25 protein-coding genes and 1 riboswitch are annotated in these 22,533 nt (G+C 36.7%); of the genes, 19 read left to right on the forward strand and 6 right to left on the reverse strand.

The features are described from left to right. Nucleotide 1: 1 nt before the first annotated feature. Entirely contained in the window at nucleotides 2-361 is a 360-nt protein-coding gene (gene rplT, locus IGK72_RS03695; RefSeq protein ID WP_002355799.1) for a 50S ribosomal protein L20, read from the forward strand. Nucleotides 362-407: 46 nt separating this feature from the next. Here the strand turns inward: rplT and IGK72_RS03700 are convergent, their stop codons facing one another. Continuing rightward, nucleotides 408-788 carry an MmcQ/YjbR family DNA-binding protein gene (locus tag IGK72_RS03700; protein ID WP_002385048.1) on the reverse strand — a complete coding sequence of 127 codons (381 nt, stop codon included), beginning with the start codon at nucleotides 786-788 and terminating at the stop codon, nucleotides 408-410. 67 nt (nucleotides 789-855) lie between these two features. On the opposite strand from IGK72_RS03700, the gene IGK72_RS03705 reads away from it, so the two are divergent. The 3 genes from IGK72_RS03705 (at nucleotide 856) to IGK72_RS03715 (ending at nucleotide 2,310) form a co-directional block, all read left to right on the forward strand. Then, nucleotides 856-1,215, forward strand: coding sequence for a DUF1304 domain-containing protein (locus IGK72_RS03705; RefSeq protein WP_002361363.1), 360 nt, complete (start codon nucleotides 856-858; stop codon nucleotides 1,213-1,215). Between the two features lie 67 nt (nucleotides 1,216-1,282). Next, nucleotides 1,283-1,777, forward strand: coding sequence for a GNAT family N-acetyltransferase (locus IGK72_RS03710; protein WP_165548409.1), 495 nt, complete (start codon nucleotides 1,283-1,285; stop codon nucleotides 1,775-1,777). Between the two features lie 17 nt (nucleotides 1,778-1,794). Continuing rightward, complete coding sequence (locus IGK72_RS03715; RefSeq protein WP_070416136.1) at nucleotides 1,795-2,310, forward strand: GrpB family protein; 516 nt, start codon at nucleotides 1,795-1,797, stop codon at nucleotides 2,308-2,310. A gap of 15 nt (nucleotides 2,311-2,325) precedes the next feature. On the opposite strand, the gene IGK72_RS03720 is transcribed toward IGK72_RS03715, so the two are convergent. Both IGK72_RS03720 and IGK72_RS03725 read right to left on the reverse strand, forming a co-directional pair. Beyond that, nucleotides 2,326-3,501 carry a SulP family inorganic anion transporter gene (locus tag IGK72_RS03720; RefSeq protein WP_002380126.1) on the reverse strand — a complete coding sequence of 392 codons (1,176 nt, stop codon included), beginning with the start codon at nucleotides 3,499-3,501 and terminating at the stop codon, nucleotides 2,326-2,328. A gap of 93 nt (nucleotides 3,502-3,594) precedes the next feature. After that, entirely contained in the window at nucleotides 3,595-4,623 is a 1,029-nt protein-coding gene (locus tag IGK72_RS03725; RefSeq protein ID WP_002355805.1) for a YeiH family protein, read from the reverse strand. A 112-nt stretch (nucleotides 4,624-4,735) separates the two neighbouring features. Between IGK72_RS03725 and IGK72_RS03730 the strand changes: the two genes are divergently transcribed. The 9 genes from IGK72_RS03730 to IGK72_RS03770 all read left to right on the forward strand — a co-directional run bounded on the left by IGK72_RS03730 (nucleotide 4,736) and on the right by IGK72_RS03770 (nucleotide 13,765). Continuing rightward, nucleotides 4,736-5,566, forward strand: a complete 831-nt coding sequence (locus tag IGK72_RS03730; RefSeq protein ID WP_002358839.1) for a LysR family transcriptional regulator — start codon at nucleotides 4,736-4,738, stop codon at nucleotides 5,564-5,566. Nucleotides 5,567-5,630: 64 nt separating this feature from the next. Continuing rightward, nucleotides 5,631-6,503, forward strand: coding sequence for a VOC family protein (locus tag IGK72_RS03735; protein WP_002380128.1), 873 nt, complete (start codon nucleotides 5,631-5,633; stop codon nucleotides 6,501-6,503). A 273-nt stretch (nucleotides 6,504-6,776) separates the two neighbouring features. Further along, nucleotides 6,777-7,001, forward strand: coding sequence for a hypothetical protein (locus IGK72_RS03740; protein ID WP_002355808.1), 225 nt, complete (start codon nucleotides 6,777-6,779; stop codon nucleotides 6,999-7,001). 88 nt (nucleotides 7,002-7,089) lie between these two features. Further along, complete coding sequence (gene sapR, locus IGK72_RS03745) at nucleotides 7,090-7,764, forward strand: two-component system response regulator SapR (RefSeq protein ID WP_002355809.1); 675 nt, start codon at nucleotides 7,090-7,092, stop codon at nucleotides 7,762-7,764. 13 nt (nucleotides 7,765-7,777) lie between these two features. Beyond that, nucleotides 7,778-8,803: a two-component system sensor histidine kinase SapS gene (gene sapS / locus IGK72_RS03750; RefSeq protein ID WP_002358842.1), complete on the forward strand. Its 1,026-nt coding sequence runs from the start codon at nucleotides 7,778-7,780 to the stop codon at nucleotides 8,801-8,803. A 147-nt stretch (nucleotides 8,804-8,950) separates the two neighbouring features. Then, on the forward strand, nucleotides 8,951-9,814 hold the full coding sequence (locus IGK72_RS03755) for a GRP family sugar transporter (protein ID WP_002361372.1): 864 nt from the start codon (nucleotides 8,951-8,953) through the stop codon (nucleotides 9,812-9,814). A 41-nt stretch (nucleotides 9,815-9,855) separates the two neighbouring features. Then, a complete protein-coding gene (locus IGK72_RS03760; RefSeq protein WP_002361373.1) occupies nucleotides 9,856-11,247 on the forward strand; it encodes an amino acid permease in 1,392 nt (463 codons plus the stop codon). A gap of 187 nt (nucleotides 11,248-11,434) precedes the next feature. Continuing rightward, complete coding sequence (metG, locus tag IGK72_RS03765) at nucleotides 11,435-13,444, forward strand: methionine--tRNA ligase (protein WP_002373542.1); 2,010 nt, start codon at nucleotides 11,435-11,437, stop codon at nucleotides 13,442-13,444. Between the two features lie 99 nt (nucleotides 13,445-13,543). Continuing rightward, nucleotides 13,544-13,765 (forward strand): hypothetical protein, encoded by a 222-nt coding sequence (locus IGK72_RS03770; protein ID WP_002355814.1) that lies wholly within the window; start codon nucleotides 13,544-13,546, stop codon nucleotides 13,763-13,765. 58 nt (nucleotides 13,766-13,823) lie between these two features. On the opposite strand, the gene IGK72_RS03775 is transcribed toward IGK72_RS03770, so the two are convergent. Then, nucleotides 13,824-14,429, reverse strand: a complete 606-nt coding sequence (locus tag IGK72_RS03775; RefSeq protein WP_070416135.1) for a hypothetical protein — start codon at nucleotides 14,427-14,429, stop codon at nucleotides 13,824-13,826. 120 nt (nucleotides 14,430-14,549) lie between these two features. Continuing rightward, complete coding sequence (locus tag IGK72_RS03780; protein ID WP_031324393.1) at nucleotides 14,550-16,772, reverse strand: HelD family protein; 2,223 nt, start codon at nucleotides 16,770-16,772, stop codon at nucleotides 14,550-14,552. A gap of 134 nt (nucleotides 16,773-16,906) precedes the next feature. Here IGK72_RS03780 and IGK72_RS03785 point away from each other — a divergent pair, with 134 nt between their 5' ends. The 4 genes from IGK72_RS03785 to IGK72_RS03800 all read left to right on the forward strand — a co-directional run bounded on the left by IGK72_RS03785 (nucleotide 16,907) and on the right by IGK72_RS03800 (nucleotide 19,908). After that, entirely contained in the window at nucleotides 16,907-17,677 is a 771-nt protein-coding gene (locus IGK72_RS03785) for a TatD family hydrolase (RefSeq protein ID WP_002355817.1), read from the forward strand. Continuing rightward, the gene (gene rnmV, locus IGK72_RS03790; protein ID WP_002355818.1) at nucleotides 17,674-18,258 is read left to right on the forward strand and encodes a ribonuclease M5; all 585 of its coding nucleotides are present in this window, start codon (nucleotides 17,674-17,676) and stop codon (nucleotides 18,256-18,258) included. The genes IGK72_RS03785 and rnmV overlap by 4 nt, the downstream gene beginning before the upstream one ends. Nucleotides 18,259-18,276: 18 nt before the next feature. Further along, nucleotides 18,277-19,164: a 16S rRNA (adenine(1518)-N(6)/adenine(1519)-N(6))-dimethyltransferase RsmA gene (gene rsmA / locus IGK72_RS03795; RefSeq protein ID WP_002358849.1), complete on the forward strand. Its 888-nt coding sequence runs from the start codon at nucleotides 18,277-18,279 to the stop codon at nucleotides 19,162-19,164. A 126-nt stretch (nucleotides 19,165-19,290) separates the two neighbouring features. Further along, complete coding sequence (locus tag IGK72_RS03800; protein WP_002355821.1) at nucleotides 19,291-19,908, forward strand: hypothetical protein; 618 nt, start codon at nucleotides 19,291-19,293, stop codon at nucleotides 19,906-19,908. A 49-nt stretch (nucleotides 19,909-19,957) separates the two neighbouring features. Here the strand turns inward: IGK72_RS03800 and IGK72_RS03805 are convergent, their stop codons facing one another. Then, the gene (locus IGK72_RS03805; RefSeq protein ID WP_002355822.1) at nucleotides 19,958-21,061 is read right to left on the reverse strand and encodes an ABC transporter ATP-binding protein; all 1,104 of its coding nucleotides are present in this window, start codon (nucleotides 21,059-21,061) and stop codon (nucleotides 19,958-19,960) included. Nucleotides 21,062-21,246: 185 nt separating this feature from the next. On the opposite strand from IGK72_RS03805, the gene mgsA reads away from it, so the two are divergent. Together mgsA and IGK72_RS03815 are read left to right on the forward strand one after the other, a co-directional pair. Beyond that, on the forward strand, nucleotides 21,247-21,669 hold the full coding sequence (mgsA, locus tag IGK72_RS03810; protein ID WP_002355823.1) for a methylglyoxal synthase: 423 nt from the start codon (nucleotides 21,247-21,249) through the stop codon (nucleotides 21,667-21,669). 66 nt (nucleotides 21,670-21,735) lie between these two features. After that, nucleotides 21,736-21,903: riboswitch (THF riboswitch) on the forward strand. Between the two features lie 30 nt (nucleotides 21,904-21,933). Continuing rightward, on the forward strand, nucleotides 21,934-22,482 hold the full coding sequence (locus IGK72_RS03815) for a folate family ECF transporter S component (RefSeq protein WP_002385065.1): 549 nt from the start codon (nucleotides 21,934-21,936) through the stop codon (nucleotides 22,480-22,482). Nucleotides 22,483-22,533 lie beyond the last annotated feature (51 nt).

Consider the following 22,533-nt stretch of genomic DNA (forward strand, 5'->3'; position numbering starts at 1 on the left):
CATGGCACGTGTTAAAGGTGGAACAGTAACCCGTAAACGTCGTAAAAAAGTCCTTAAGTTAGCGAAAGGCTACTACGGATCAAAACATACTTTATTTAAATCAGCAAAAGAACAAGTAATGAACTCTTATTACTATGCATTCAGAGACCGTCGTCAAAAGAAACGTGACTTCCGTAAATTATGGATTGCACGTATCAACGCGGCAGCTCGCATGAATGGCTTAAGCTATTCTAAATTAATGCACGGTTTGAAATTGGCAGAGATTGATATCAACCGCAAAATGTTAGCTGACTTAGCCGTTAACGATGCAGCAGCATTTACAGCGTTAGCTGAACAAGCAAAAGACGCTTTAAGCAAATAAGCTTAAATAATCTTTCACACCCTACTCCTTGAGTAGGGTGTTTTTTTTAATAACTCCGTTGGTAACTTTCATCTATAAATGAAAAAACTTGTGAGAGCGGAATTTCTTCAGAAAGACTTAACCAATGCTCTTTATTCATATGATAGGCAGGAAAATAGCCAGGTTGGTTCTTTAATAAGGCAATCAATTCAGGCGCAAGTTTAACGGTCAAAATAGTGAGCTGCTTATTCTCGGTAGCGCCGAGCAGTTGTGCATCCAGTGGCATAATTAAAGCAAACCATTTCGCATTTCTAGGATGACGAAAGACGAGATAGTCTGGATGTTTTTTAAAAGGAAAATCGGGCGTTATCTGATAACGTTCTTGGATATAGGCGCTAATAGTTTCTTGAAAAGTCATAGGTTTCTTCCTTTCGTTAAGGCTAGGCATATCTATTTACATCATAGCAAAAATTACATAAAATTACTTCGTTCAAAGGAATGGGAGGAGGGAGCAGATGACATTAATTTCAACAATTTTAGTAACCTTGGTGGCTGTAGAATTTTTCTACATTATGTATTTAGAAACGATTGTACCAACATCTGAGACAACAAGCCGTGTTTTTAAAATGGATAGGCAAGAGTTACAAAGAAAATCAGTCACTACATTGTTTAAAAATCAAGGAATCTATAATGGACTAATCGGTGCAGGACTTATTTATAGTGTCTATTTTGCGCAAGCAACGATGGAGATGACAAAATTTTTATTGATTTATATTATTTTAGTGGCGGCGTACGGTAGCTTAACTAGTGATAAAAAAATCATTTTAACACAAGGCGGCTTAGCTATCGTGGCTTTGATTAGTTTACTTGTTTAGCCATCAGAGTTAATAGAGAGAGACAGTCAAATCGACAGAAAAAACACGGTTGGTTTGACTATTTTTTATGGAATTGAGAGAGACAAAATGTGGTATACTTTGTTTATTAGATAGGGAGGAATTAAAAATGCTGAACCAAAAAGAAGTAAAAAAAACTGATTATCCTCAATTAATTTCTCTATGGCGTTCTTCAGTAGAAGCTACCCATTTGTTTTTGAGTCAGGCAGATATTGATAAAATCGAAGTGGTTTTACCTGATTATTTTCAACAAGTTCAATTAAGTATGTGGTTAAATGAAGAACAGAAATGTGTGGGCTTTAGTAAAACAAATCAACAAACGTTGGAAATGTTATTTATTGACCCAGTCTATTTTCGTAAAGGCTATGGTGGAGAAATTATCAAAAAGTTAATAGAGCAAGAATCAATTATCTTTGTTGATGCTAATAAACAAAATGAAGGGGCAGTGAAGTTCTATCAATCTCAAGGATTTCAAGTAATTGGTGAATCAAAGGAAGATCCTCAAGGAAATCCGTTTCCTATTTTACATATGAAACGGATATAGAAAAGAGGGAAGAAATCATGCGGGTAATCGTTACTGAATACCAACCAGCCTGGGTGGAACAGTTTGAAGAAGAAGCCAAAGCGTTGAAACAGATTCTAAAGGAAAATTGTCTTAAAATTGAACATATCGGTAGTACCTCTGTGCCTAATTTAGCAGCCAAACCAATTATTGATTTTTTGGTCATTGTTGAAGAAATTGAAAAAGTAGACCTGTTACAAGGGGAATTTGAAAGAATCGGTTATGAATATATGGGGGAATTTGGACTATCAGGACGTCGTTATTTACGAAAAGGCCCGATAAAAAGAACACATCATGTGCATATTTATCAGTTTGACAATACGCAAGAAATTTTGCACCATCTTGCTTTTCGAAATTATTTACGAGAAAATCCGGCAATTGCTACAACCTATGGTACATTAAAAAAGCAATTGGCCCAAGCACACCCCGATAGCATTGATAAATATATGGATGGCAAAGATGCGTTCATTAAGAAAATAGAAAAAGAAGCGTTGAAGAAACATTGGGAAAAATAAAAAAAGTTGCTAAAGCTAGCAACTTTTTTTTGGTTCTTTTTTGAAAAAATGATAAAGAAGACCACTTAAAAGAACACCTAGAATAATTCCAATCGCTAAATTATGCGTATAGACGATCACACCCACTGTCACGAGTAAAATAACAATTTCAGTAATTTCAAAAGTTCGGAAAAGCTGCAAACTTTCCCAATCAAAGGTGTCGACTGCCACTGTCATCATGATCCCAATCAATGCAGCTGTAGGAATGGCTACCATCACGGATTTAAAAACAAAAATGAATAGAAGGAGGGTAATACCTGAAATCAAAGTAGAAAGCCGTTTTCGTCCTCCAGATTTAACATTAATGACCGCTTGCCCGATCATCGCACAGCCAGCTTGGCCACCAAAAAAGCCGGTAATTATATTAGCGAATCCTTGCGCCTTAACTTCTCGTTGGCTATCACTTTGGCTCGCTGTCATTTTGTCCACAATGGGGATCGTCAATAAAGATTCAATTAACCCGACCATTGCTAAGGCAACAGAGCTAGGTAAAATAATCCACAACGTTTCTAAGTTGACGGGTACATTAGGCCAACGGATCGCTGGATGAAACTGACTCATTTCACCAAGATCACCTACCGTTTGCAAATGACCTTTTAAAAAATAGGAAAGGATAGTCATGAATAAAATAACAATTAAAGCAGGAGGCACAATTGTAATAAACTTAGGTAATAGATAAATAAGTAAGATACTACAGATAATCATACCGTAGGACCACAGTGTTTGATGAGGCAATTGTTGTACTTGCGCCATGAAAATTAAAATGGCTAACGCATTGACGAATCCGTACATCACTGTCTTGGGAATAAAGCGCATTAATTTATGGATACCTAAATAACCTAAAATAAATTGTAGAAAGCCTGTTAAAATAGTCGCAGCAAGCATGTATGACAAACCGTGTGCTTGAATTAAGCCTGCAAGGACTAAGGCCATTGAACCAGCAGACGCCGAGACCATTGCCGGACGGCCGCCCGTAAAAGTAATCACAAGTAAAGTAACAGCTGAAGCAAACACTGCAGAAAGCGGGTGAACACCAGCAATAATCGCAAACCCGATTACTTCTGGTAAAATGGCGACAGAAGAAACGAGACCCGCAAATAGATCATTTCGTTCATTGCCTAACCATTCGCTTTTTTTAATACTAAATAACATCGAAAAACTCCTTTAAGTTAATAAAACCTTATTCATAATAGCATGAATAAGCTGAAATAAAAAAGTTTGACGTGTTAACGTCAAACTTTTTTATTAGAACTGTAGCAGTGCCAACAACAAAATGGCTAGGACGACTTGAACAGTTCCTACTGATAAACCATAGATTAAGAAACGTTTGCCTTCTTGGAAAAACTTTTTAAAATCGAGTCGTAACCCGATTGCTGCCAAGGCAGTAATTTCAAACCAAGAACTAAAGAAATGAGCAGTCTCACTGATCACGACGGGGAAATGAATCAAACTATTAAAGACACAGGCAATGAAAAAGCCAACTACATACCAAGGTAGGGCGCTACTTTTTTTGGTGACTTCTACCAACTCAGCCTCTGATTCTGCCGTCTTACTTTGCTTGAAACGTCCAAATAAATAGACAACTGCTACGAGTAGGACAATTCGCATAATTTTAAAGAGCATCGCAAGTTGAACTGCGTTCTCATTGACCATATTGGCACTGGCGACAACCTGACCAACTGATTGTAAAGTCCCTCCGATTAGTGCGCTACGAGCCAACAAATTGGTACCATAGAGAATCCCACTTAAAATGGGTAAGGTCAACATTAAAACGGTTCCTAATAAGTTTACTAAAGTAATGATTTGGCCTTTTTCTTCCTCATCTGCTTGAATTGCTGGAGCAATCGAAGCAATGGCAGAAGACCCACAAACGGCATTACCACCAGCCATCAATAAAGACATATTATCAGAAAAAGCCAGTTTTTTACCGATCAAATAGGCAAAAATAATGGTCAGCGACATTTGAATGAGAATAAATGCGACACCTTGTAAGCCAATTTGGGCAATCGTTTGAAAGGTCACGGTGGTTCCCAATAAAACAACAGAAAATTCTAGTAATTTACTTTCGGCTACTTTGGTTCCGCGATTTAAATTGGCACCGCGAACAAAGGTATTTCCCAAAAAGATTCCTAGTAAAATAGCTATCGTTGCGGCGCCTAAGCTAGGTAACCAGATGGCAAGAAACTTGCTAAGGCAGGCGACAAGGAAAGCTGTTAGCAAGCCGGGAAGAATTTGGAATAAAGATTGGATATAATCATTTTCTGAATTTTTCATTGAAAAAATCTCTCTTTCTTGTTCATTACTTCCAGTATAACGAAATTTTTTACATTTGAGAAATAAATAGTTAAAATAATATTTATAATAGAAAGTTATCGAAAGGATGCCTATGTTTAAATTATTAAAGACTTTTCAAATTGTGTATGAGCAAATGAACTTTTCCAAAGCAGCTACCTGCCTATATATCTCACAACCAGCCGTTTCTAATCAAATCAAACAATTAGAAGAAGAATTAGGCTGTTCATTGTTTTTAAGAAATGGTCGACAAGATGTAGTCCCTACTAGGCAAGCGGAAGTCTTGTATAATCGTTTGCTAAATTTAGCTGATGATTGGCAAGAAACATTAACAGCTCTTCATCAGGCGAGATTACCTAAAGAAACTTGCCGAATTGCTGCGTCTAATACTTTTGCAGTTTATTATTTGCCGCAACTGATGCAGCATTTACAGACACAGTATGCAACAATCAATTTTGTTTTAGAAATGAACAATTCAGAAGAAGTAGTGGAAAAAGTTGAAAAACATCAAGTTGATTTTGGCTTTATCGAAAAACCATTAATTACGAAAGGCGCCTCTCGTGAAGAAATTATTCAGGATCAATTGGTTTTAGCTGGGGACCCTGCCAATCAGAATTGGTTGGTACGTGAAAAGGATTCTGGGGTCTTTCATTATACCCAACAGTATTTAGAAGAAAGTAATCAAAGCCCAACACTCATGACGGTTAAAAATAATGAAATGATTGTTAAAATGTTGGAATTGGGCATGGGGCAATCGTTGCTTTCAAGAAAGGCGATTACTGAAAAAATTCCTTTCCAAACGTTAGGTGAAAAGTATTGGCGTTCCTTTTATTTTTTGACACGGGGACATTTAAAATCCTCCTTGCTTCAAGAAGTAAAACAAGCAATTTATCGATTCTATCAGACGGAAATGAATAAATACTAAAACGTTCTCTTTGTTTATTTATCAATCTTTGACTACACTAAAGAAAACGAAGGAGGGAACCACAATGCCTAAATTTTCACCTTGTTTATGGTTTGACACACAAGCGGAAGAAGCTGCTAACTTCTATACAACAATCTTTGAAAAAGGTGCGATTCTAAGTAAAACGAACTACGTTAATGAGGAGCATCAACCTCATGGAACATCATTAATGACCATTGAATTTACCTTGGCGAACCAAACAATCATTGGTTTAAATGGCGGACCAGAATTTTCCTTTACGCCAGCTAGTTCATTTTTTGTTGAATGTAAAACATTATCACAAACAGAAACGTTGTGGAAAAATTTAACAGCAGACGGACAGATATTGATGCCTTTTGGGGAATATCCTTTTAGTCCTTTATATGGTTGGGTAGTGGACAAATTTGGTGTCTCTTGGCAAGTGTCTTTTTCAGGAAAAGAACAAACAATTGTACCAACCTTTATGTTTGCTAATGAAAGATATGGCGAAGCAGCCAAAGCTCTATCAGAATGGTTGGCGATTTTCGGTCCAGGCGAAATAATTGAAAAAGTTGAATATGAAGATGGGAACATTGCGCAAGCACTTTTCACATTACAGGAGCAACCGTTTCGAGTAATGGATGCACGAGATAAACATGATTTTGATTTTACCATGGCCTTCTCCATTTATATTGATTGTGAAAATCAGGAGGAAATAGATCGGCTATGGCAACAAGTGACTGCTAAAGGGAAAGAATGGCCGTGTGGCTGGATGGAAGATCAATTTGGGGTCAGTTGGCAAACAGGCAATCCTGAACTGAAACGTTATTTATCTGACTCAAATCCAGCTAGAGCAAATGAAGTGACCAAAAAATTGTACCAAATGAAAAAAATAGATTTAAACCAGTTAAAAGAAGTGTATGACAAATATAATCATTAGAAAAACTGAGGTTGTCTGATCGACTACACTTCGTTACGTTGGTATCAATTCCAATACATGGAACATATTAGAGTTGAAGGACTTGTCTTTTAAGGATCAAGACCTTCAACTTTTAAAAAAGGCTCGATTCTTGCGAGTTTCAAAGAAGCCACTTCTATTCTGTTGTTTATCTTAAGGGTTAGGACTCTGCCGATTTTTTTATAAGATTATGCTATAATTAAGAGTAGCAATTATTGAAGGAAAAATGAAAAGTCCAAAATAGGAAGTGGTAAAATGATTGAGTTAATTGTGTTGTTAACAGTTTTTACTTATGGAACAAACTTTGTTTTATATCTTATTTTGAAAAATAAAAAGTCCATGCCAATTGTCGAAAAAGCTTCTATTGTATTAGGAATTAATATGTCTGTGTTATTATTAGATGGTATTTTTGCTTTCGTTGGTAAATTCATCATGTTATCAGAATGGGAATTATTAGCGCCTATTTTTGAAATAGTGTAAAAATCATCATAAAGTCCTATATCCAAAAAGAATGAAGTTTGTTAGGATAAGAAAGATGAAAATTTAGAAATAAAAGAGGTGGGATTGCATGGCTAAAATCATGATTGTCGAAGATGAAACAACCATTCGAGAATTAATTAGCGAGGAATTACAAAAATGGCAATTTGAAACGATTGGAACAACCGATTTTAATGATGTATTGGATGATTTTCAAGAGGAGAATCCTCAATTAGTCTTGATGGATATTAATTTACCTGTGTACGACGGGTACTATTGGTGTCAAAAAATTCGTGAAGTTTCTAAAGTACCAATTATTTTTATTTCGAGTCGTAGTACCAATATGGATATGATTATGGCGATGAACATGGGCGCGGATGATTTTGTTACAAAACCGTTCCAGATAGATGTTTTAATTGCTAAAATCAATGCTTTGTTGCGCCGCTCTTATAACTATTCCGATACGGATAGTGAAGTGCTTTCACATAATGGCATTACTTTAAATGTGGACAATGGACGAATGGAAATCAAAGGCGAAATGATCGATTTAAGTAAAAATGAATACCGATTACTGTATCTTTTAATGAAAAAGCACGGAAAAATTTTAACACGTGAAAAACTATTGCGCGCTTTATGGGACGATGAACGTTTTGTGGATGACAATACGTTGACGGTAAATATCAATCGTTTACGAAAAAAAATTGAGCAAGCAGGGATTGCTGGCTATATTGAAACCAAAGTGGGCGTCGGTTATATGGTGCCCTAGATAGGAGTAGACAATGACCATTCTAAAGTATTTAAAAGATCGCTGGTTATTACTAATTGGTTGGTTATTTTTTCTGTTCTTAACTTGTTTTATTTTATGGTTGGCTCCTAATGTCCGCTTAGATTGGACAGTGGTTGGCTATATCTTTTTACTGCAAAGTGTTTTTTTATCGCTATTTTTAACAATTGATTATTATTTAAAACGTAAGTGGTGGCTTTCGTTGGCAACGGAAAAAGAGCCGCCTTCTTTACAAGAATATTTGAATACAGCAGAAAAAGAAGAAGAACTACTTGTCCAAACGTATATTAACGGTTTATTGCAAGAGCACCAACAAACCATGCAGCAAGCAATTAACAACCAACAGGACCAAAAAGATTACATTGACTCTTGGGTTCATGAAATCAAAGTCCCCCTAGCGGCTATCACGTTACTGGTACAATCTGTCGAAGATGATATTCCAGAGAAAAAATATTATCTATTGGAAAATGAGTTAGGTAAAATTGATGAATATGTCGAGCAAGTCCTATATTATGCTAGACTGGACAGCTTTTCTCGAGATTATTTACTCCAAGAATATTCTTTAAAAGAAATTGTGCAATCTGTTGTTCGTACGCAAGCAAATTATTTTATCCAAAAAAGATTGCAATTCTCAATTGAAGGGGAAGATGAAGCGGTTTTAACCGACCGAAAATGGGTCATTTTTATTTTCCGCCAATTATTAAGTAATGCAGTCAAGTATACGCCAGAAGGCGGCACGATTACGGTTCTAATTTCCAAAAATAAACAAGGTATTTATTTATCTTTAAAAGATTCTGGGATTGGCATTCCGATGCAAGATCAACGACGCATTTTCGATAAAGGATTTACTGGTGAAAACGGGCGAAAAAGCGAACAGCATTCGACTGGTCTTGGTCTGTATTTGGCTCATAGCTTAGCGAAAAAGTTAGGTCATGATTTAACAGTCGAATCGACAGAAGGGCAAGGTACGACGATGACATTGTTTTTCCCTTCCCTCAGTTATTATAATGAAGTGAAATAAAAAGTAGGTCTATCAGCAAATTAAAGAGGTGATAGGCCTTTTTTTATTTATTAAAACTTTCTTGCTAACTTCTCTTACTCTTCTTAGTTGTTTAGAAAACGTTTTTATTGTTAGAATGAAATGAAATAAATTTGTTAGGAGAATATTATGAGTTTACTTATCGCTTTAGTGCCCATGATTGCGTGGGGCAGTATTGGTTTAGTCAGCGGTAAAATTGGTGGAAGCGCCAATCAACAAACGTTAGGTATGACAATCGGCGCATTACTATTTTCAATTGTTGTCTTTTTTGTCATCCAGCCTACGTTGACGACAGCCACATTAATTGTTGGATTTATATCTGGTTTATTCTGGAGTTTGGGACAGAATCAACAATTTCATAGCATGAAATATATGGGCGTTTCAGTTGGCTTACCAATTTCAACTGGGATGCAGTTAGTTGTTAATACCGTTGCAGGGGCTGTTTTTTTCCATGAATGGACAAAAACAAAAGACTTTGTTGTGGGCTTTATCGCTTTGGCCTTTTTAGTTTTTGGGGTGTATTTAACAGCTCGACAAGATGATGACAGTCAACCGAAAACCTCAAACAGTATGTTAGATTTTAATAAAGGGATTCGGGCGTTGATTTTCTCAACAGTTGGGTATGGCGTCTATACCATCATTATTAATGCCACTGGTTTAGATCCGTGGGGAATTATTTTGCCACAAAGTATTGGTATGTTAGTGGGGGCTAGTTTCTTTGCCTTCAAAAAAGTCACAGTTGATCGTTTTGTTTGGATGAATATGACGACGGGTCTGCTTTGGGGCTTAGGAAATATTTGTATGTTATTAACCATGCGTGAAATTGGCTTAGCTATTAGCTTCTCTTTATCACAAATGGGGATTATTATTTCGACTCTTGGGGGCATCTTCCTTTTAGGGGAAAGAAAATCAAAAAAAGAAATGTTTTATGTTATTTTTGGTTGCATTTTTGTTATTCTAGGTGGTATTCTTTTAGGGTATATGAAAGCGTAAATAGTTTATTTACGCTTATTTTTTTTTACGGGGGTAAACACATGTCTATTTTCAGAAAAAAAGAAATCACTGTGCCTGTCAATGACAGTGGTGGGATGAAAAAAAATCTTAAGACGATGGACTTAATTTTTCTAGGAATTGGGGCTGTAGTAGGAACAGGGATTTTTGTTGTGACAGGTGTCGCAGCGGAACGCTATGCAGGTCCAGGGCTCGTCTTATCATTTCTGGTAGCAGCAGCCGCGATTATTTTATCTGGTTTATGCTATGCAGAATTTGCATCACGTATTCCGGTCATTGGTGGGCCGTATGCCTACATGTATGTGGTCTTTGGAGAAATTGTAGCTTGGATGACTGGTTGGATGATTATTTGTGAGTTTTTCTTGGCGGTTTCATCCGTTGCTTCAGGTTGGTCAGGCTATGTTCATGGCTTTTTGGATAGCTTAGGTTTTTCTTTGCCGCAAGCGTTAAGTGGCGCTTATAATCCAACAAATGGTACATATATTGATTTGATTGCCATGTTGGTCGTTGTAGCCGTAACTTTTTGGGTATCTTTAGAAGCGAAAACAGCGTTACGTTTAAATAACTTAATGGTTTTCGTGAAGTTTGGGATTATTTTATTATTTGTTCTCGTGGGAATCTTTTATGTGAAACCAACGAACTGGCAACCATTTATTCCTTATGGTTTTTCAGGCGTTTTCAGTGGTGCTGCTTTAGTTTTCTTTGCCTTTCTAGGGTTTGATGCGGTCAGCATGGCCGCGGAGGAAGTGAAGAATCCGAAAAAAGATATTCCAAAAGGGATTATTGGTTCCATTATTATTTCAACATTGTTATATATTGTTGTTACGTTAGTTTTAACTGGGATTGTTCCATTTACGGATTTAGGGGTCAAGGATCCGGTGGCTTTTGCGATGCGCTTCATTAATCATGGCGCAATTGCGACAATCATTTCAGTTGGTGCTATTTTAACCTTATTAACAGTGACGATTGCGATGATGTACAGTTTAGCCCGTGTGATTTATGCGATTAGTAAAGATGGATTATTGCCGCAGTTTATGAGCAAAATCGATGAGAAGCGGCACACACCTAAGAATGCAACCTATGTAGCTGGATTTTTAGCAATGGTTTTTGCTGGTGTTGTTCCAATGGAGATGTTGGCTGAACTTACAAATATCGTGACACTCTTTTATCTGATGTTTCTCGCTTTAGGAATTATCAAATTACGGACAATGAAAGGAGAACCGCAAGCAGGTGAATTTAAAGTACCGCTTGTGCCGGTTCTACCATTAATTTCAATCGTGGTTTGCGCCGCTCTGATGTTTCAATTGTCTTTAGCTACTTGGCAAGTATTTGGCGTAGCCGTAGTGATTGGTTTGGCTATTTATTTCTTTTATGGACGTCACCATAGTATCGTTCGTTTCGAGACAAAAGAATAAAAATGAACGAAAAAAGAGAGGAATACTTGTCAAATAGACAGGTGTTTCTCTCTTTTCTTTCTGGCATTTTCTTCATTTTCAAGAGAAAACCGACAAGAAATATAGTTTAATAATGTCTAATTATGGTATACTGTTTAGGAGTAAATCCTGAGGGTTTAGGAAAATGACTAAAGGAGGTTTTTTCTGTATGTCACAGAAAGAAACATTTTATATTACCACCCCAATTTATTACCCAAGTGGGAAGTTACATATTGGGAATTCATATACAACAATCGCCTGCGATGCAATGGCCCGTTACAAGCGTTTAATGGGTTTTGATGTATTTTATTTAACAGGTGTGGATGAACACGGCCAAAAAATTGAAAAAAAAGCTGCTGAGTTGAATGTGACACCAAAAGAGTACGTTGATAAAATGGCAGCAGATGTTCAAAAATTATGGAAAACATTAGATATCAGCTATGATAAATTTATTCGGACAACGGATGATTATCACATGGCAGCCGTGCAACAAATTTTTGATCGTTTAGTAGAACAAGGAGATATCTACCTTGGAGAATATGAAGGTTGGTATTCAGTTTCTGATGAAGAATTTTTCACTGAAACACAATTAGCTGAAGTATATCGTGACGATGAAGGCAATGTCATTGGTGGGAAAGCACCAAGTGGTCACGAAGTCGAATTAGTTAAAGAAGAATCCTATTTCTTCCGCATGAGTAAATATGCGGATCGCTTGGTAGAATATTACGAAGAACATCCAGAATTTATTCAACCAGAATCTCGTAAAAATGAGATGCTAAATAACTTCATCAAACCAGGATTGGAAGATTTAGCCGTTTCAAGAACGACTTTCTCTTGGGGAATTCCATTAAAAAATGATCCAAAACATGTGGTTTACGTATGGATTGATGCGTTATCAAACTATATTACAGCACTAGGTTATGGCTCAGAAGATGATTCATTATTCCAAAAATATTGGCCTGCGAACGTGCAAATGGTAGGGAAAGAAATCGTGCGTTTCCATACGATTTATTGGCCAATTATGTTAATGGCCTTGGATTTACCATTACCGAAAAAAGTCTTTGGACATGGTTGGTTATTGATGAAAGACGGAAAAATGTCTAAATCTAAAGGAAATGTTGTTTACCCTGAAATGTTAGTAGAACGCTACGGTCTAGATGCGTTACGTTACTATTTATTACGAGCAATTCCATTTGGTAGTGATGGCGTCTTTACACCAGAAGATTTCGTTTCTCGCTTAAATTATGATTTAGCTAATGACTTAGGAAACTTGTTGAATCGAACAATTGCGATGATTAATAAATATTGTGATGGCAAAGTACCAGCCTATGCTTCAAAAGTTACCCCGTTTGATAGTGAACTATCGACAACTGCGGCGAATGTTATTGGAAAATATCATGAAGCAATGGAAAAAATGGAATTTAATACGGCTATTGCAGAAATCTGGACGCTAGTTTCTCGTGCCAATAAATATATTGATGAAACAGCGCCTTGGGTATTGGCTAAAGAAGAAGAGAAACGCAATGAATTAGAAAGTGTCATGATCCATTTAGCGGAAAGCTTACGAATTGTGGCAATCTTATTGCAACCAGTCATGACAGAAACACCAGGGAAAATTTTCGAACAATTAGGCTTAGATCCAGAAACAATGAACATGGAAAATATTCATTTTGGTGAGTTCCCAACAGACGTAACAGTAACAAGTAAAGGAACACCTATTTTCCCACGTTTAGAAATTGAAACAGAAGTAACGTATATTCAAAAGAAAATGTCCCAAAGCGAAAGTGCTACAGAAGAGGATATTAAATGGAATCCAGAAGAAACAACGTTGGTTTCAACGAAAGAAAAACAAATTAAGTACGATGATTTCGATAAAGTGGAATTAAAAGTTGCCGAAGTTATTGACTGTAAAAAAGTCAAAGGAGCAGATAAATTATTGCAATTCCGTTTAGATGCTGGAGATGAAAACCATCGTCAAATTCTTTCAGGTATTGCTGAATTTTATCCAGATCCAGCTGCGCTAATTGGCAAAAAAGTAGTTATTGTGGCTAACTTAAAACCAAGAAAAATGCGTGGTCAAATTAGCCAAGGAATGATTCTTTCAGCTGAATCACCAGAAGGGAAACTTCAAATTGTTGAAGCACCAAAAGAAATGCCAAATGGTGCAGGAATTGCATAAAAGCATAAGTAGTAAAGATAAAAGGTGAATTGTAACCTTTTATCTTTACTATTTTTTTTGTATACTAGAAGAAAAGTGATTTGATGTGGGGGAAGTTTGATGGCTTATCATACTTATGAATTTTTAAAAAGACGTAAAAATGATCCAAAATGGAGAAAGGCCTATACATCTGCTAGGAATAAACGTATTATTGGTACTTTAGTTACGATAAATATAATTATTTGGGGCTTTGTTTTGTGGAAAAAAATAGAAAGTGGCGATATAGAAGTAAATAATATTATCGACGTCCTAAAATCGAAAATCAACGAATTTTTAAATTAAAAGAATCGAAGAAAAGCCTAGAAAAAATCATTTGCGATTTTTCCTAGGCTTTTCTATGTTAGAGTTTCACTTTTTTAGGTATTCGTTTTTTACCAAAACGGCCTTTCGTTAGGCGACTTGGTAAAATGATCAGTAAGAGTGAAAAAGGGACACTAATAATTTGCCACGTGAGTAAACGGCCTAAGCTATTATTTTTATAGAGCCACTCTAATATAAAATGCAGCCCTAAAATACTTAACAAAGCCAAGCCTGTCAGGAAATAAGGCGTTGATACCCAGTTGGTCGTTTTCAAAAGGCTAAAACCTAAAGGAATTAGATAAAAGTAAGCACTTGTTAAAGTAATACGCCAACTTTTCATAACGGTGCCTAAATTAATTATAAAAAAAAGTAAAGATAGGACTAAAGCGAAAGGTGGAAACAAAGCCACTAACGCCGAATAAATGGTTCCCCAGACGAGCATTAAGGGACCTTTAACAATAGCGGCAATAAGTGTAAACAAGCCAATTAGGAGTAACTGCTGTGTCAGTGAGCCAAAGGTTAGCAAGCCAAATAAAATAAGCAGTAGCCAGTGCCAAATGGTTTGGTTTTGTTGTTTTCGCTCAATAGTTACTTTTTTTTGGATAGAGGTTTTTAAAAAATTTTCTAAATCAGGTGATTGTTTCACCTTCTCACGCTCCTCTCAACTTAAGAGACAACAAACGAGTAGGTCTGCTAATTAAAAAGCAGTGCCTACTCGTCTATTATAAGTGGTTTTTCTAAAAATAAAATCCGCCTTAAGTCTCAGTTACTGGGCTGCCAAGTAAGGTGTAAACCATTCAGAAAGTGTGCCGGTATAAGGTAAAACGACCCGTTTCATTCCACGAGAAATAGCAGTATACAGGATTTTTTTATCTCGTTTATTGTTGGAATAACGATTAACATTTGGGTTATGAAGAATTACATTATCAAATTCTAGACCTTTTGCCATATCAATTGATAAAACTTGCAGTGACGGATGCTCTTCCAATGAAAGAGAAGCACTAAGTTCTTTTGTTAATTGTTCTTTTTCTGCAAATGTTTTAGTAATAATGGCGGTGCTTTCTTTCGGATCAAAAGTTGCAATGGAAGTGACGATTGCTTTAAGATAGTCAGACGCAGAGTCACAAGGAATAAATGTCGGCTTTTCTCCATCATGCCGGATGGGCACAATGGTTAATTGCTCTGGTTGAGTGCCTAATGTTTGGAAGAGTCGTGTAATTTCTTTACTTGAACGGTAACTGTTTAATAATTGATACGTTCCAACAGAACGGCTGGTTTCGTTAACCAATAAATCATGAGCTTCAGAAAATTCAATGGCTGTATTAAAAATGGCTTGATTTTCATCACCAGCTAAAGTAAAACTAGCTTTAGGGAAAAGTGTCAGCAGTAATAATAATTGGGCTTCTGTATAATCTTGGACTTCATCGACTAGGATAAAAGCCATTTGCTGGTTGGCGAGATTTTCAATAAATGCATGTTTCACCAAAATAAGGGCTACAATTTCATCGGCTGTGAAAACAGCTGTCTCTTTTTGATACGATTTTTCAGTGAATAAAGAATAAAACGTTTCAAAAAAGGCCCATTGATCTAGCCAAGCATCATTTTTAATAGCGGCAGTGATAGAGCGATATTTTTTCTTCAAACGTTTTAAAGCAAAATCAGCCAGATGTTTTTCATTATCTTCGGTAATCACTGTGCCAAAATAACGAACTTGTTCAGCTTCTGTTAAATCTTGGAATTGATCCAACATTTTTTTAGAATGGGCTTGTTTTAATAAGTACCGTGTCCAAAGACTGGTTAACTTTTCTTTTGTGGCTGAAATTCGTTGGCGAATACTCAAATCAGCTGGTGTTTCTTGATAAAGTTTAAAAATTGTTTCTGAAGTAAATAAGGTCTGCTTTTTAAAAGTTAAAGGACGGAAAAAATGTGGCTGCACAACTGCTTTTTCAGGATTGCTTAAAAGAAACGTTGCAAATTCTTTTGAACGAATAACGTGCTCTTGCTCTGTTGCCTCAGAGCGAGTAATGCGTTCGAAATAGTCCGTTTCTTCTTCCATTGGCCATGCTTCTTTGGTAGTGAAGCGCAAAAATTGTAAAAGAGTCAAATTCAAGGGATTTCGTTCGCCTAAATTCGGTAAAACTTGAGAAATATAATCAATAAATGTTGAATTTGGTGAAAGTAATAAAATATTATCCGCTGTAATTTCTACTCGATGTTGATAAAGTAAATAAGCAATCCGTTGCATAATCGCAGACGTTTTCCCACTACCGGCAATCCCGTTGACTAGTAGGAGTGGCTGCGTTTCGTCACGAATTATTTGATTTTGTTCTTGTTGGATGGTTGTCGTAATGTCCTTCATATAAGGAGAAGCATCTTCTTCTAAAGAATGCAATAACACATCATCTTGAATCGCAATGGTTGTGTCAAAATAGTTGATTAATTGATCTTTTTCAATAATTAACTGTCTTTTCAAATCAAGTTGTACAGGAATGGTTTGTTGATGTGCCGTGTAGGCTGTTTTCCCTAAAACATTGTCATAAAATAACGAAGCAATCGGTGAGCGCCAATCGTGAATGCGCGTTTCTTCTTCTAAAGAAGTAAAATCGTTTACGCCAATATAAAAGTTTTCTGGCTCTTCAGGGCTGTCTTCAAAAGTCACGCCAATTTTGCCAAAATAAGGAACTTGTAATAGGCGTTTCACTTTGTCTAAATTTTTAGCCGTTGCTTCATTTTTTAAGTTCCACTGATCAATTTCACGGTTCTTCATTTCCAACATGGCAAACGTTTCTAGATTATCGGCATAACTATCAAAATTCAGCTTAGAATCGCGACCAAATTCCTCTAGCATATGTTTGCCATCTTTCATTGTGTTCGCCAATTGCTCTTCGTAAACTTTTTTAGCCGCTTGCAGCTCATGATAAACCGTTGTTAAATGCTGTTGTTCATAAATTTTTTCATCGGTCATGGAGATTCCTCCTTTTAATAACATGACTGAATAGTATACGTTACTTTTAGCATAAATGCAAGCGCTGTTTATGAGGAAATGGCGAATCTTGTCGCCTAGTCATTCAGATTTTTCAAGAAATATGATAAAGTAGAGAGGAGATAAAGGAGGCAATCATAATGATTTTTGATACACATACACATTTGAATGCAGAACAATTTAATGATGATATTCCAGAAACGATTGCACATGCCCAAAAATTGGGTGTTACAGAGATGGCCGTGGTCGGTTTTGATGAACCAACGATTGAAAAATCTCTTTTACTTAGTCAGGAATATGCCAATATTTATAGTATCATTGGTTGGCATCCAACAGAAGCGGGTAGCTATACGCCAGAGGTTGAACGACGATTACAAGAACAATTAACGTTGCCAAAAATTGTCGCATTAGGTGAAATCGGTCTTGATTATTACTGGATGGAGGATCCTAAAGAGGTGCAAGAAAAAGTCTTTCGCCGTCAAATTGCGATTGCTCGGGAAATGAATTTACCGTTTAGTGTGCATACGAGAGAGGCATTAGAAGATACCTATCGAATTTTAAAAGATGAAAAAATTTCAGATATTGGTGGAATCATGCATAGTTTCAGTGGTGATGCCGAGTGGATGAAGAAATTTTTAGATTTAGGTCTGCATATTTCTTTTAGTGGAGTCGTAACGTTTAAAAAGGCGTTGGATGTTCAAGAAGCGGCGATGGCGGTACCACTCGAACGAATGTTGGTGGAAACAGATGCACCCTATTTAGCTCCCGTTCCTTATCGTGGTAAACGGAATGAACCAGGCTATACACGATACGTAGTGGAAAAAATTGCTGAATTACGACAACTAACCTTTGAAGAAGTGGCAGAACAAACGAGAGTCAACGCTCATCGCTTGTTTCGGATAGATAAATGAAGGAAAAAATGAAAGTTGCAGAAATCATTGTCGTTGAAGGGAAAGACGACACACGCCGCATTCAAGAGGTAGTTGAAGCGGATACGATTGAAACGATTGGTTCTGCTATCAATGATGAAATTTTGACACAAATTGAACACGCACAAGAAACGAGAGGCGTAATTATTTTTACAGATCCAGACTATTCGGGCGAAAAAATTCGTAAAACAATAATGGAAGTTGTCCCTGATGCAAAGCATGCTTTTTTATCAAGAAAAGTCGCAGTGCCTAAAAAAAATGGCGGTAGCCTAGGGGTTGAACATGCTAGTGATGAAGCAATTATTGAAGCCTTAAAAAAAGTCGTAACACCTGTTCAAGCTGATGAAGACTATCAAGAAATTCCTAGACAAACACTAGTTGAATATGGTTTAATAGCGGGAGCAAATGCAAAAAAATACCGTGAATTATTAGGAGATGACCTAAGAATTGGCTATACAAATAGCAAACAGTTAGTCAAACGGTTAAGCATGTTTCGGATTACAGAAGCAGAATTGAAAGAAAGCATGACACGTATTTTAAAAGAACTTGCAAACGAAGAATAACTACATGGAGGAACAAGCGTGACGGACTATAAAGAAATTGCCACACCATCCAGAACCAAAGAAATACTAAAAAAGCATGGATTTTCATTTAAAAAGAGTTTAGGTCAAAATTTTTTGACAGAGCCTAATATTTTAAGAAAAATTGTAGAAACAGCGGGAATTAATCAGCAGACAAATGTTGTCGAAGTCGGGCCTGGAATTGGTGCATTAACAGAGCAATTAGCGATGAACGCGGCACAAGTTGTGGCTTTTGAGATTGATGATCGCTTGATTCCTGTCTTAGCAGATACCTTAAGTCGCTATGATAATGTAACAGTGGTGCATCAAGATGTTTTAAAAGCTGATTTGGTCGAGACAACCAACCAAGTTTTTCAAGAGAAGTATCCGATTAAAGTGGTGGCTAACCTACCTTACTATATTACTACGCCAATTATGATGCATTTTTTAGAATCTTCTTTAGATGTAGCTGAAATGGTTGTGATGATGCAAAAAGAGGTCGCTGATCGAATTGCTGCTAAACCAGGAACGAAAGCTTATGGCTCATTATCAATTGCTGTCCAATATTTTATGGAAGCAAGTGTCGCCTTTATTGTGCCAAAAACAGTTTTTGTGCCGCAACCCAATGTTGACTCGGCGATTATTAAATTGACGCGCCGTGCTACACCAGCGGTGACAGTGACCAATGAAAAAGAATTTTTCAAATTAACCAAAGCCAGTTTCCAATTAAGACGTAAAACATTGTGGAATAACTTAACGCATTTTTATGGGAAAGATGAACAAACGGTGGCTTGGCTAAAAGAGAGCCTAGCTGAAGCAGAAATTGATCCTTCTAGACGTGGTGAAACATTGTCTTTAGAAGAATTCGCTCGTTTAAGTAATGCTTTAGAAAAAAATAAACCAGTATAAAAAAGAACTTTCTGTTATTTATGAGAAATAACAGAAAGTTCTTTTATGTGTCTTGACACATTGCGGCTGTTCAGCTACACTTGAGAAAAACAAAAGGTGTCATGACACCTTTAGGAGGCAGTTTTAATGAAAACAAACTCAGTAAAACGTTTAACAATTTCAGCACTTTTAATTGCAATGGGGATTATCATTCCAATGGTTATGCCAAGAATTACCATTGGTCCAGCCAGTTTTACGTTAGCAAGTCACGTCCCAGTTTTTATTGCCATGTTTATTTCTCCAGTGGTGGCAATTGCGGTTAGTCTAGGAACAGGTTTTGGTTTTTTCTTATCCGCAACACCGATTATTGCTTTGCGGGCCTTATCTCATTTGATTTTTGCAGTCATTGGCGCAGTGATTTTACAAAAGCATCCAGAAATTTTAATCAATAAAGAGGGGAAATTCACTTTATTAAATGGGAAATTACAGTTGTTTAACGTGGGAATTGGAGTGATTCATTCCGCTGCCGAGCTAGTGGTTGTTTCTGTATTTTACACAATGGGCAACTTGCCAGGAACCTATTATACAGCTGGCTTCATGTATTCTATTTTTCTTTTGATGGGCGTTGGTGGATTAATTCATAGTTTGGTGGATTTCAGTATTGCCTACTTTTTAGCAAGTACCTTAAGTAAACATGTAGATATTCCAACTTTTACAGAAGCGAAACAACCCAAAGTGATAAAGAAGAAGGTTAAATTAGCATAAAGAGAAACAATCGAGGCATCCGTCATTGTGACGGATGCCTCGAGATTTTTTATTTAATGACTTCTTCTGTTTGAGGGTCGAAGAAATGTCCTTTGTTAATATCAAAAGCTAAGTCAATCATTTCACCAGGATGGTGGAAGTCACGAGCATCTACTTTTGAGATAAACTCTGTATCACCAATTTTTGTATAAAGCATGGATTCAGCCCCTAATAATTCAGAAACAACGACTTCAGATTTAATCACCGCATCTTTCATTGCTGTTAAAGCCACTTGTTCGCTATGAATATCTTCTGGACGAATACCGAAAATTAATTCTTTGCCTTCATAACCATGTTCAACAAGCTCTTTGTTTCTTCCTTCAGGAATTGCTAGTTTTAAGCCATGTTGGTTAGAAATAACCCCATTGTTTAAGGTAACTTTGAAGAAATTCATGGCAGGTGAGCCGATGAACCCAGCTACGAACATATTTTTAGGTGTATTGTAAACTTCTTTTGGTGAACCAATTTGTTGAATAAAGCCATCTTTCATAATTACGATTCGGTCAGCCATGGTCATCGCTTCGGTTTGGTCATGTGTCACATAAATTGTCGTAGTTTCTAAACGTTGGTGTAGTTTAGCGATTTCAGCACGCATGGCTACACGTAATTTTGCATCCAAGTTTGATAAAGGTTCATCCATTAAAAAGACTTTGGCATCACGGACAATTGCCCGGCCAAGTGCAACACGTTGGCGTTGTCCACCAGAAAGCGCCGCAGGTTTACGTTGTAAGTACTCTGTTAAGCCCAGAATATCCGCAGCATTTTCCACCCGTTTTTTAATTTCAGCTTTATCATATTTTCTTAGTTTTAAACCAAAAGCCATGTTATCAAAAACAGTCATATGCGGATAAAGCGCATAGTTTTGGAAAACCATGGCAATATCACGATCTTTCGGTGCAACGTCATTCATGACTTTGTCCCCAATTGATAATTCACCTTCAGTAATATCTTCTAAGCCAGCAATCATGCGCAATGTTGTTGATTTACCGCAACCAGAAGGTCCGACAAAGACGATAAATTCACGGTCTGTAATTTCTAAGTTAAAATCTGTAACAGAATAATGTTCTGCATTGTCATATTTTTTATACACATTTCTAAGCGCCATTTCCACCATTTGATACGTCACTCTTTTCTTTTTGATTTGTTACTTACAGTTTAAATGAAAACGCTATCTTTCAGCAAGGGAGAGTTGCACAAGAAAAAGAAGACTTTTTCGTCAAGATGACAAAGGACAAACACTCTCAGCGGATTTATCGCTAAACTTTTGTTATAATATAACAAAGACAGGAGTTGGATAACATGAAAATCGCTTTAATCGCTCATGATCGTAAAAAAACATTAATGATCAAACTAGCAACCGCTTATAAACATATTTTAGAAAAACATGAATTGTATGCAACAGGAACGACAGGCATGAAAGTGATGGAAGCAACTGGCCTACCCGTGCATTGCTTTAAATCAGGGCCATTAGGAGGGGATCAACAGATTGGCGCAATGATATCAGAAGACAACATTGATTTAGTTATTTTTTTAAGAGATCCTCTTTCCGCGCAACCGCATGAACCAGACGTGACGGCTTTGATTCGTCTAAGTGATGTCTATGAAATTCCTTTAGCGACCAATATCGGCAGTGCTGAAATTCTTTTGAGAGGTGTCGAGGCGGGGTTTGCGGACTTCCGTGAGGTTATCCATGAAGGGGATCGTCGACCGTTAGCTTTTTAGAGAACCTTAATGGTTATTTTGACTATTTTGTGGTATATTTTATGAGGACTTTTGTCCAAATAAAATAACAGAGTAGGAGACAAAGCGTTAAGTGCTAAAAGGATGGGATGTTGCCTTTTGGACGAAGAACATAAACAGTGTGTTGCTAGAAAGCAAAGGTTCTTACTTTGCTTATCATCAGAACAACACGTTCAGCTTTTTAATGTTCGCGGTTTTGTTTTCGCATTCGCTGCATGGTTCGTCATGTAGCAGCTCTTAGAGGAGATGCTAAAAATGACAAAGAAAAAATTTGGCACAAAATCCATTGCGTTAATGGGCGTACTCATTGCGGTGGTCGTTGTCTTTTCACGATTTTTTGCGTATGAAACAACGTTTTTAAAAATCAGTTTCACGTTTATTCCAGAATCATTGATTGGGATGATTTTCGGACCTTTTTGGGCTGGAATCGGCACGGCGGTGGCTGATGTGGTAGGAATGTTGCTTTTTCCAAAGGCAGGCTATTTTCCTGGGTTTACTTTAAATGCCTTTTTGGCTGGTGCTATTTATGGTTATTTCTATTATAAGAAAGAAATGACATGGCAACGAGTGATTTTGGCGACATTGTTGGTCACCGTTTTAATTAATATCATTTTAACTCCTTTGTGGTTAAGTTTAATGTATGGCGTCAATCTAGCAAATTTTGCTTGGTGGGTGCCACGCTTAATTAAAACAGTTATTTTCTTTCCTATTCAAGTAATTGCTACTTATTATTTAGGCAATAAAATTCCCTTTAAACGTTTATTTGGAAAACCATTATCTGAATTAGATCAATAAATTTAAAATTAAAAGAGTCACTTTTCATCATCCCAGAAAAGTGACTCTTTT

Source organism: Enterococcus sp. DIV0183 (genome assembly GCF_050541505.1).
GTDB classification, from domain to species: Bacteria; Bacillota; Bacilli; order Lactobacillales; family Enterococcaceae; genus Enterococcus; species Enterococcus faecalis.

Bases quoted from the DNA above. Each gene is read 5' to 3' on its own strand.
- rplT (WP_002355799.1), top strand. From the start codon at position 2: ATGGCACGTGTTAAAGGTGGAACAGTAACCCGTAAACGTCGTAAAAAA.
- IGK72_RS03700 (WP_002385048.1), bottom strand. From the start codon at position 788: ATGCCTAGCCTTAACGAAAGGAAGAAACCTATGACTTTTCAAGAAACT.
- IGK72_RS03705 (WP_002361363.1), top strand. From the start codon at position 856: ATGACATTAATTTCAACAATTTTAGTAACCTTGGTGGCTGTAGAATTT.
- IGK72_RS03710 (WP_165548409.1), top strand. From the start codon at position 1,283: ATGGAATTGAGAGAGACAAAATGTGGTATACTTTGTTTATTAGATAGG.
- IGK72_RS03715 (WP_070416136.1), top strand. From the start codon at position 1,795: ATGCGGGTAATCGTTACTGAATACCAACCAGCCTGGGTGGAACAGTTT.
- IGK72_RS03720 (WP_002380126.1), bottom strand. From the start codon at position 3,501: ATGTTATTTAGTATTAAAAAAAGCGAATGGTTAGGCAATGAACGAAAT.
- IGK72_RS03725 (WP_002355805.1), bottom strand. From the start codon at position 4,623: ATGAAAAATTCAGAAAATGATTATATCCAATCTTTATTCCAAATTCTT.
- IGK72_RS03730 (WP_002358839.1), top strand. From the start codon at position 4,736: ATGTTTAAATTATTAAAGACTTTTCAAATTGTGTATGAGCAAATGAAC.
- IGK72_RS03735 (WP_002380128.1), top strand. From the start codon at position 5,631: ATGCCTAAATTTTCACCTTGTTTATGGTTTGACACACAAGCGGAAGAA.
- IGK72_RS03740 (WP_002355808.1), top strand. From the start codon at position 6,777: ATGATTGAGTTAATTGTGTTGTTAACAGTTTTTACTTATGGAACAAAC.
- sapR (WP_002355809.1), top strand. From the start codon at position 7,090: ATGGCTAAAATCATGATTGTCGAAGATGAAACAACCATTCGAGAATTA.
- sapS (WP_002358842.1), top strand. From the start codon at position 7,778: ATGACCATTCTAAAGTATTTAAAAGATCGCTGGTTATTACTAATTGGT.
- IGK72_RS03755 (WP_002361372.1), top strand. From the start codon at position 8,951: ATGAGTTTACTTATCGCTTTAGTGCCCATGATTGCGTGGGGCAGTATT.
- IGK72_RS03760 (WP_002361373.1), top strand. From the start codon at position 9,856: ATGTCTATTTTCAGAAAAAAAGAAATCACTGTGCCTGTCAATGACAGT.
- metG (WP_002373542.1), top strand. From the start codon at position 11,435: ATGTCACAGAAAGAAACATTTTATATTACCACCCCAATTTATTACCCA.
- IGK72_RS03770 (WP_002355814.1), top strand. From the start codon at position 13,544: ATGGCTTATCATACTTATGAATTTTTAAAAAGACGTAAAAATGATCCA.
- IGK72_RS03780 (WP_031324393.1), bottom strand. From the start codon at position 16,772: ATGTTATTAAAAGGAGGAATCTCCATGACCGATGAAAAAATTTATGAA.
- IGK72_RS03785 (WP_002355817.1), top strand. From the start codon at position 16,907: ATGATTTTTGATACACATACACATTTGAATGCAGAACAATTTAATGAT.
- rnmV (WP_002355818.1), top strand. From the start codon at position 17,674: ATGAAGGAAAAAATGAAAGTTGCAGAAATCATTGTCGTTGAAGGGAAA.
- IGK72_RS03800 (WP_002355821.1), top strand. From the start codon at position 19,291: ATGAAAACAAACTCAGTAAAACGTTTAACAATTTCAGCACTTTTAATT.
- IGK72_RS03805 (WP_002355822.1), bottom strand. From the start codon at position 21,061: ATGGTGGAAATGGCGCTTAGAAATGTGTATAAAAAATATGACAATGCA.
- mgsA (WP_002355823.1), top strand. From the start codon at position 21,247: ATGAAAATCGCTTTAATCGCTCATGATCGTAAAAAAACATTAATGATC.
- IGK72_RS03815 (WP_002385065.1), top strand. From the start codon at position 21,934: ATGCTAAAAATGACAAAGAAAAAATTTGGCACAAAATCCATTGCGTTA.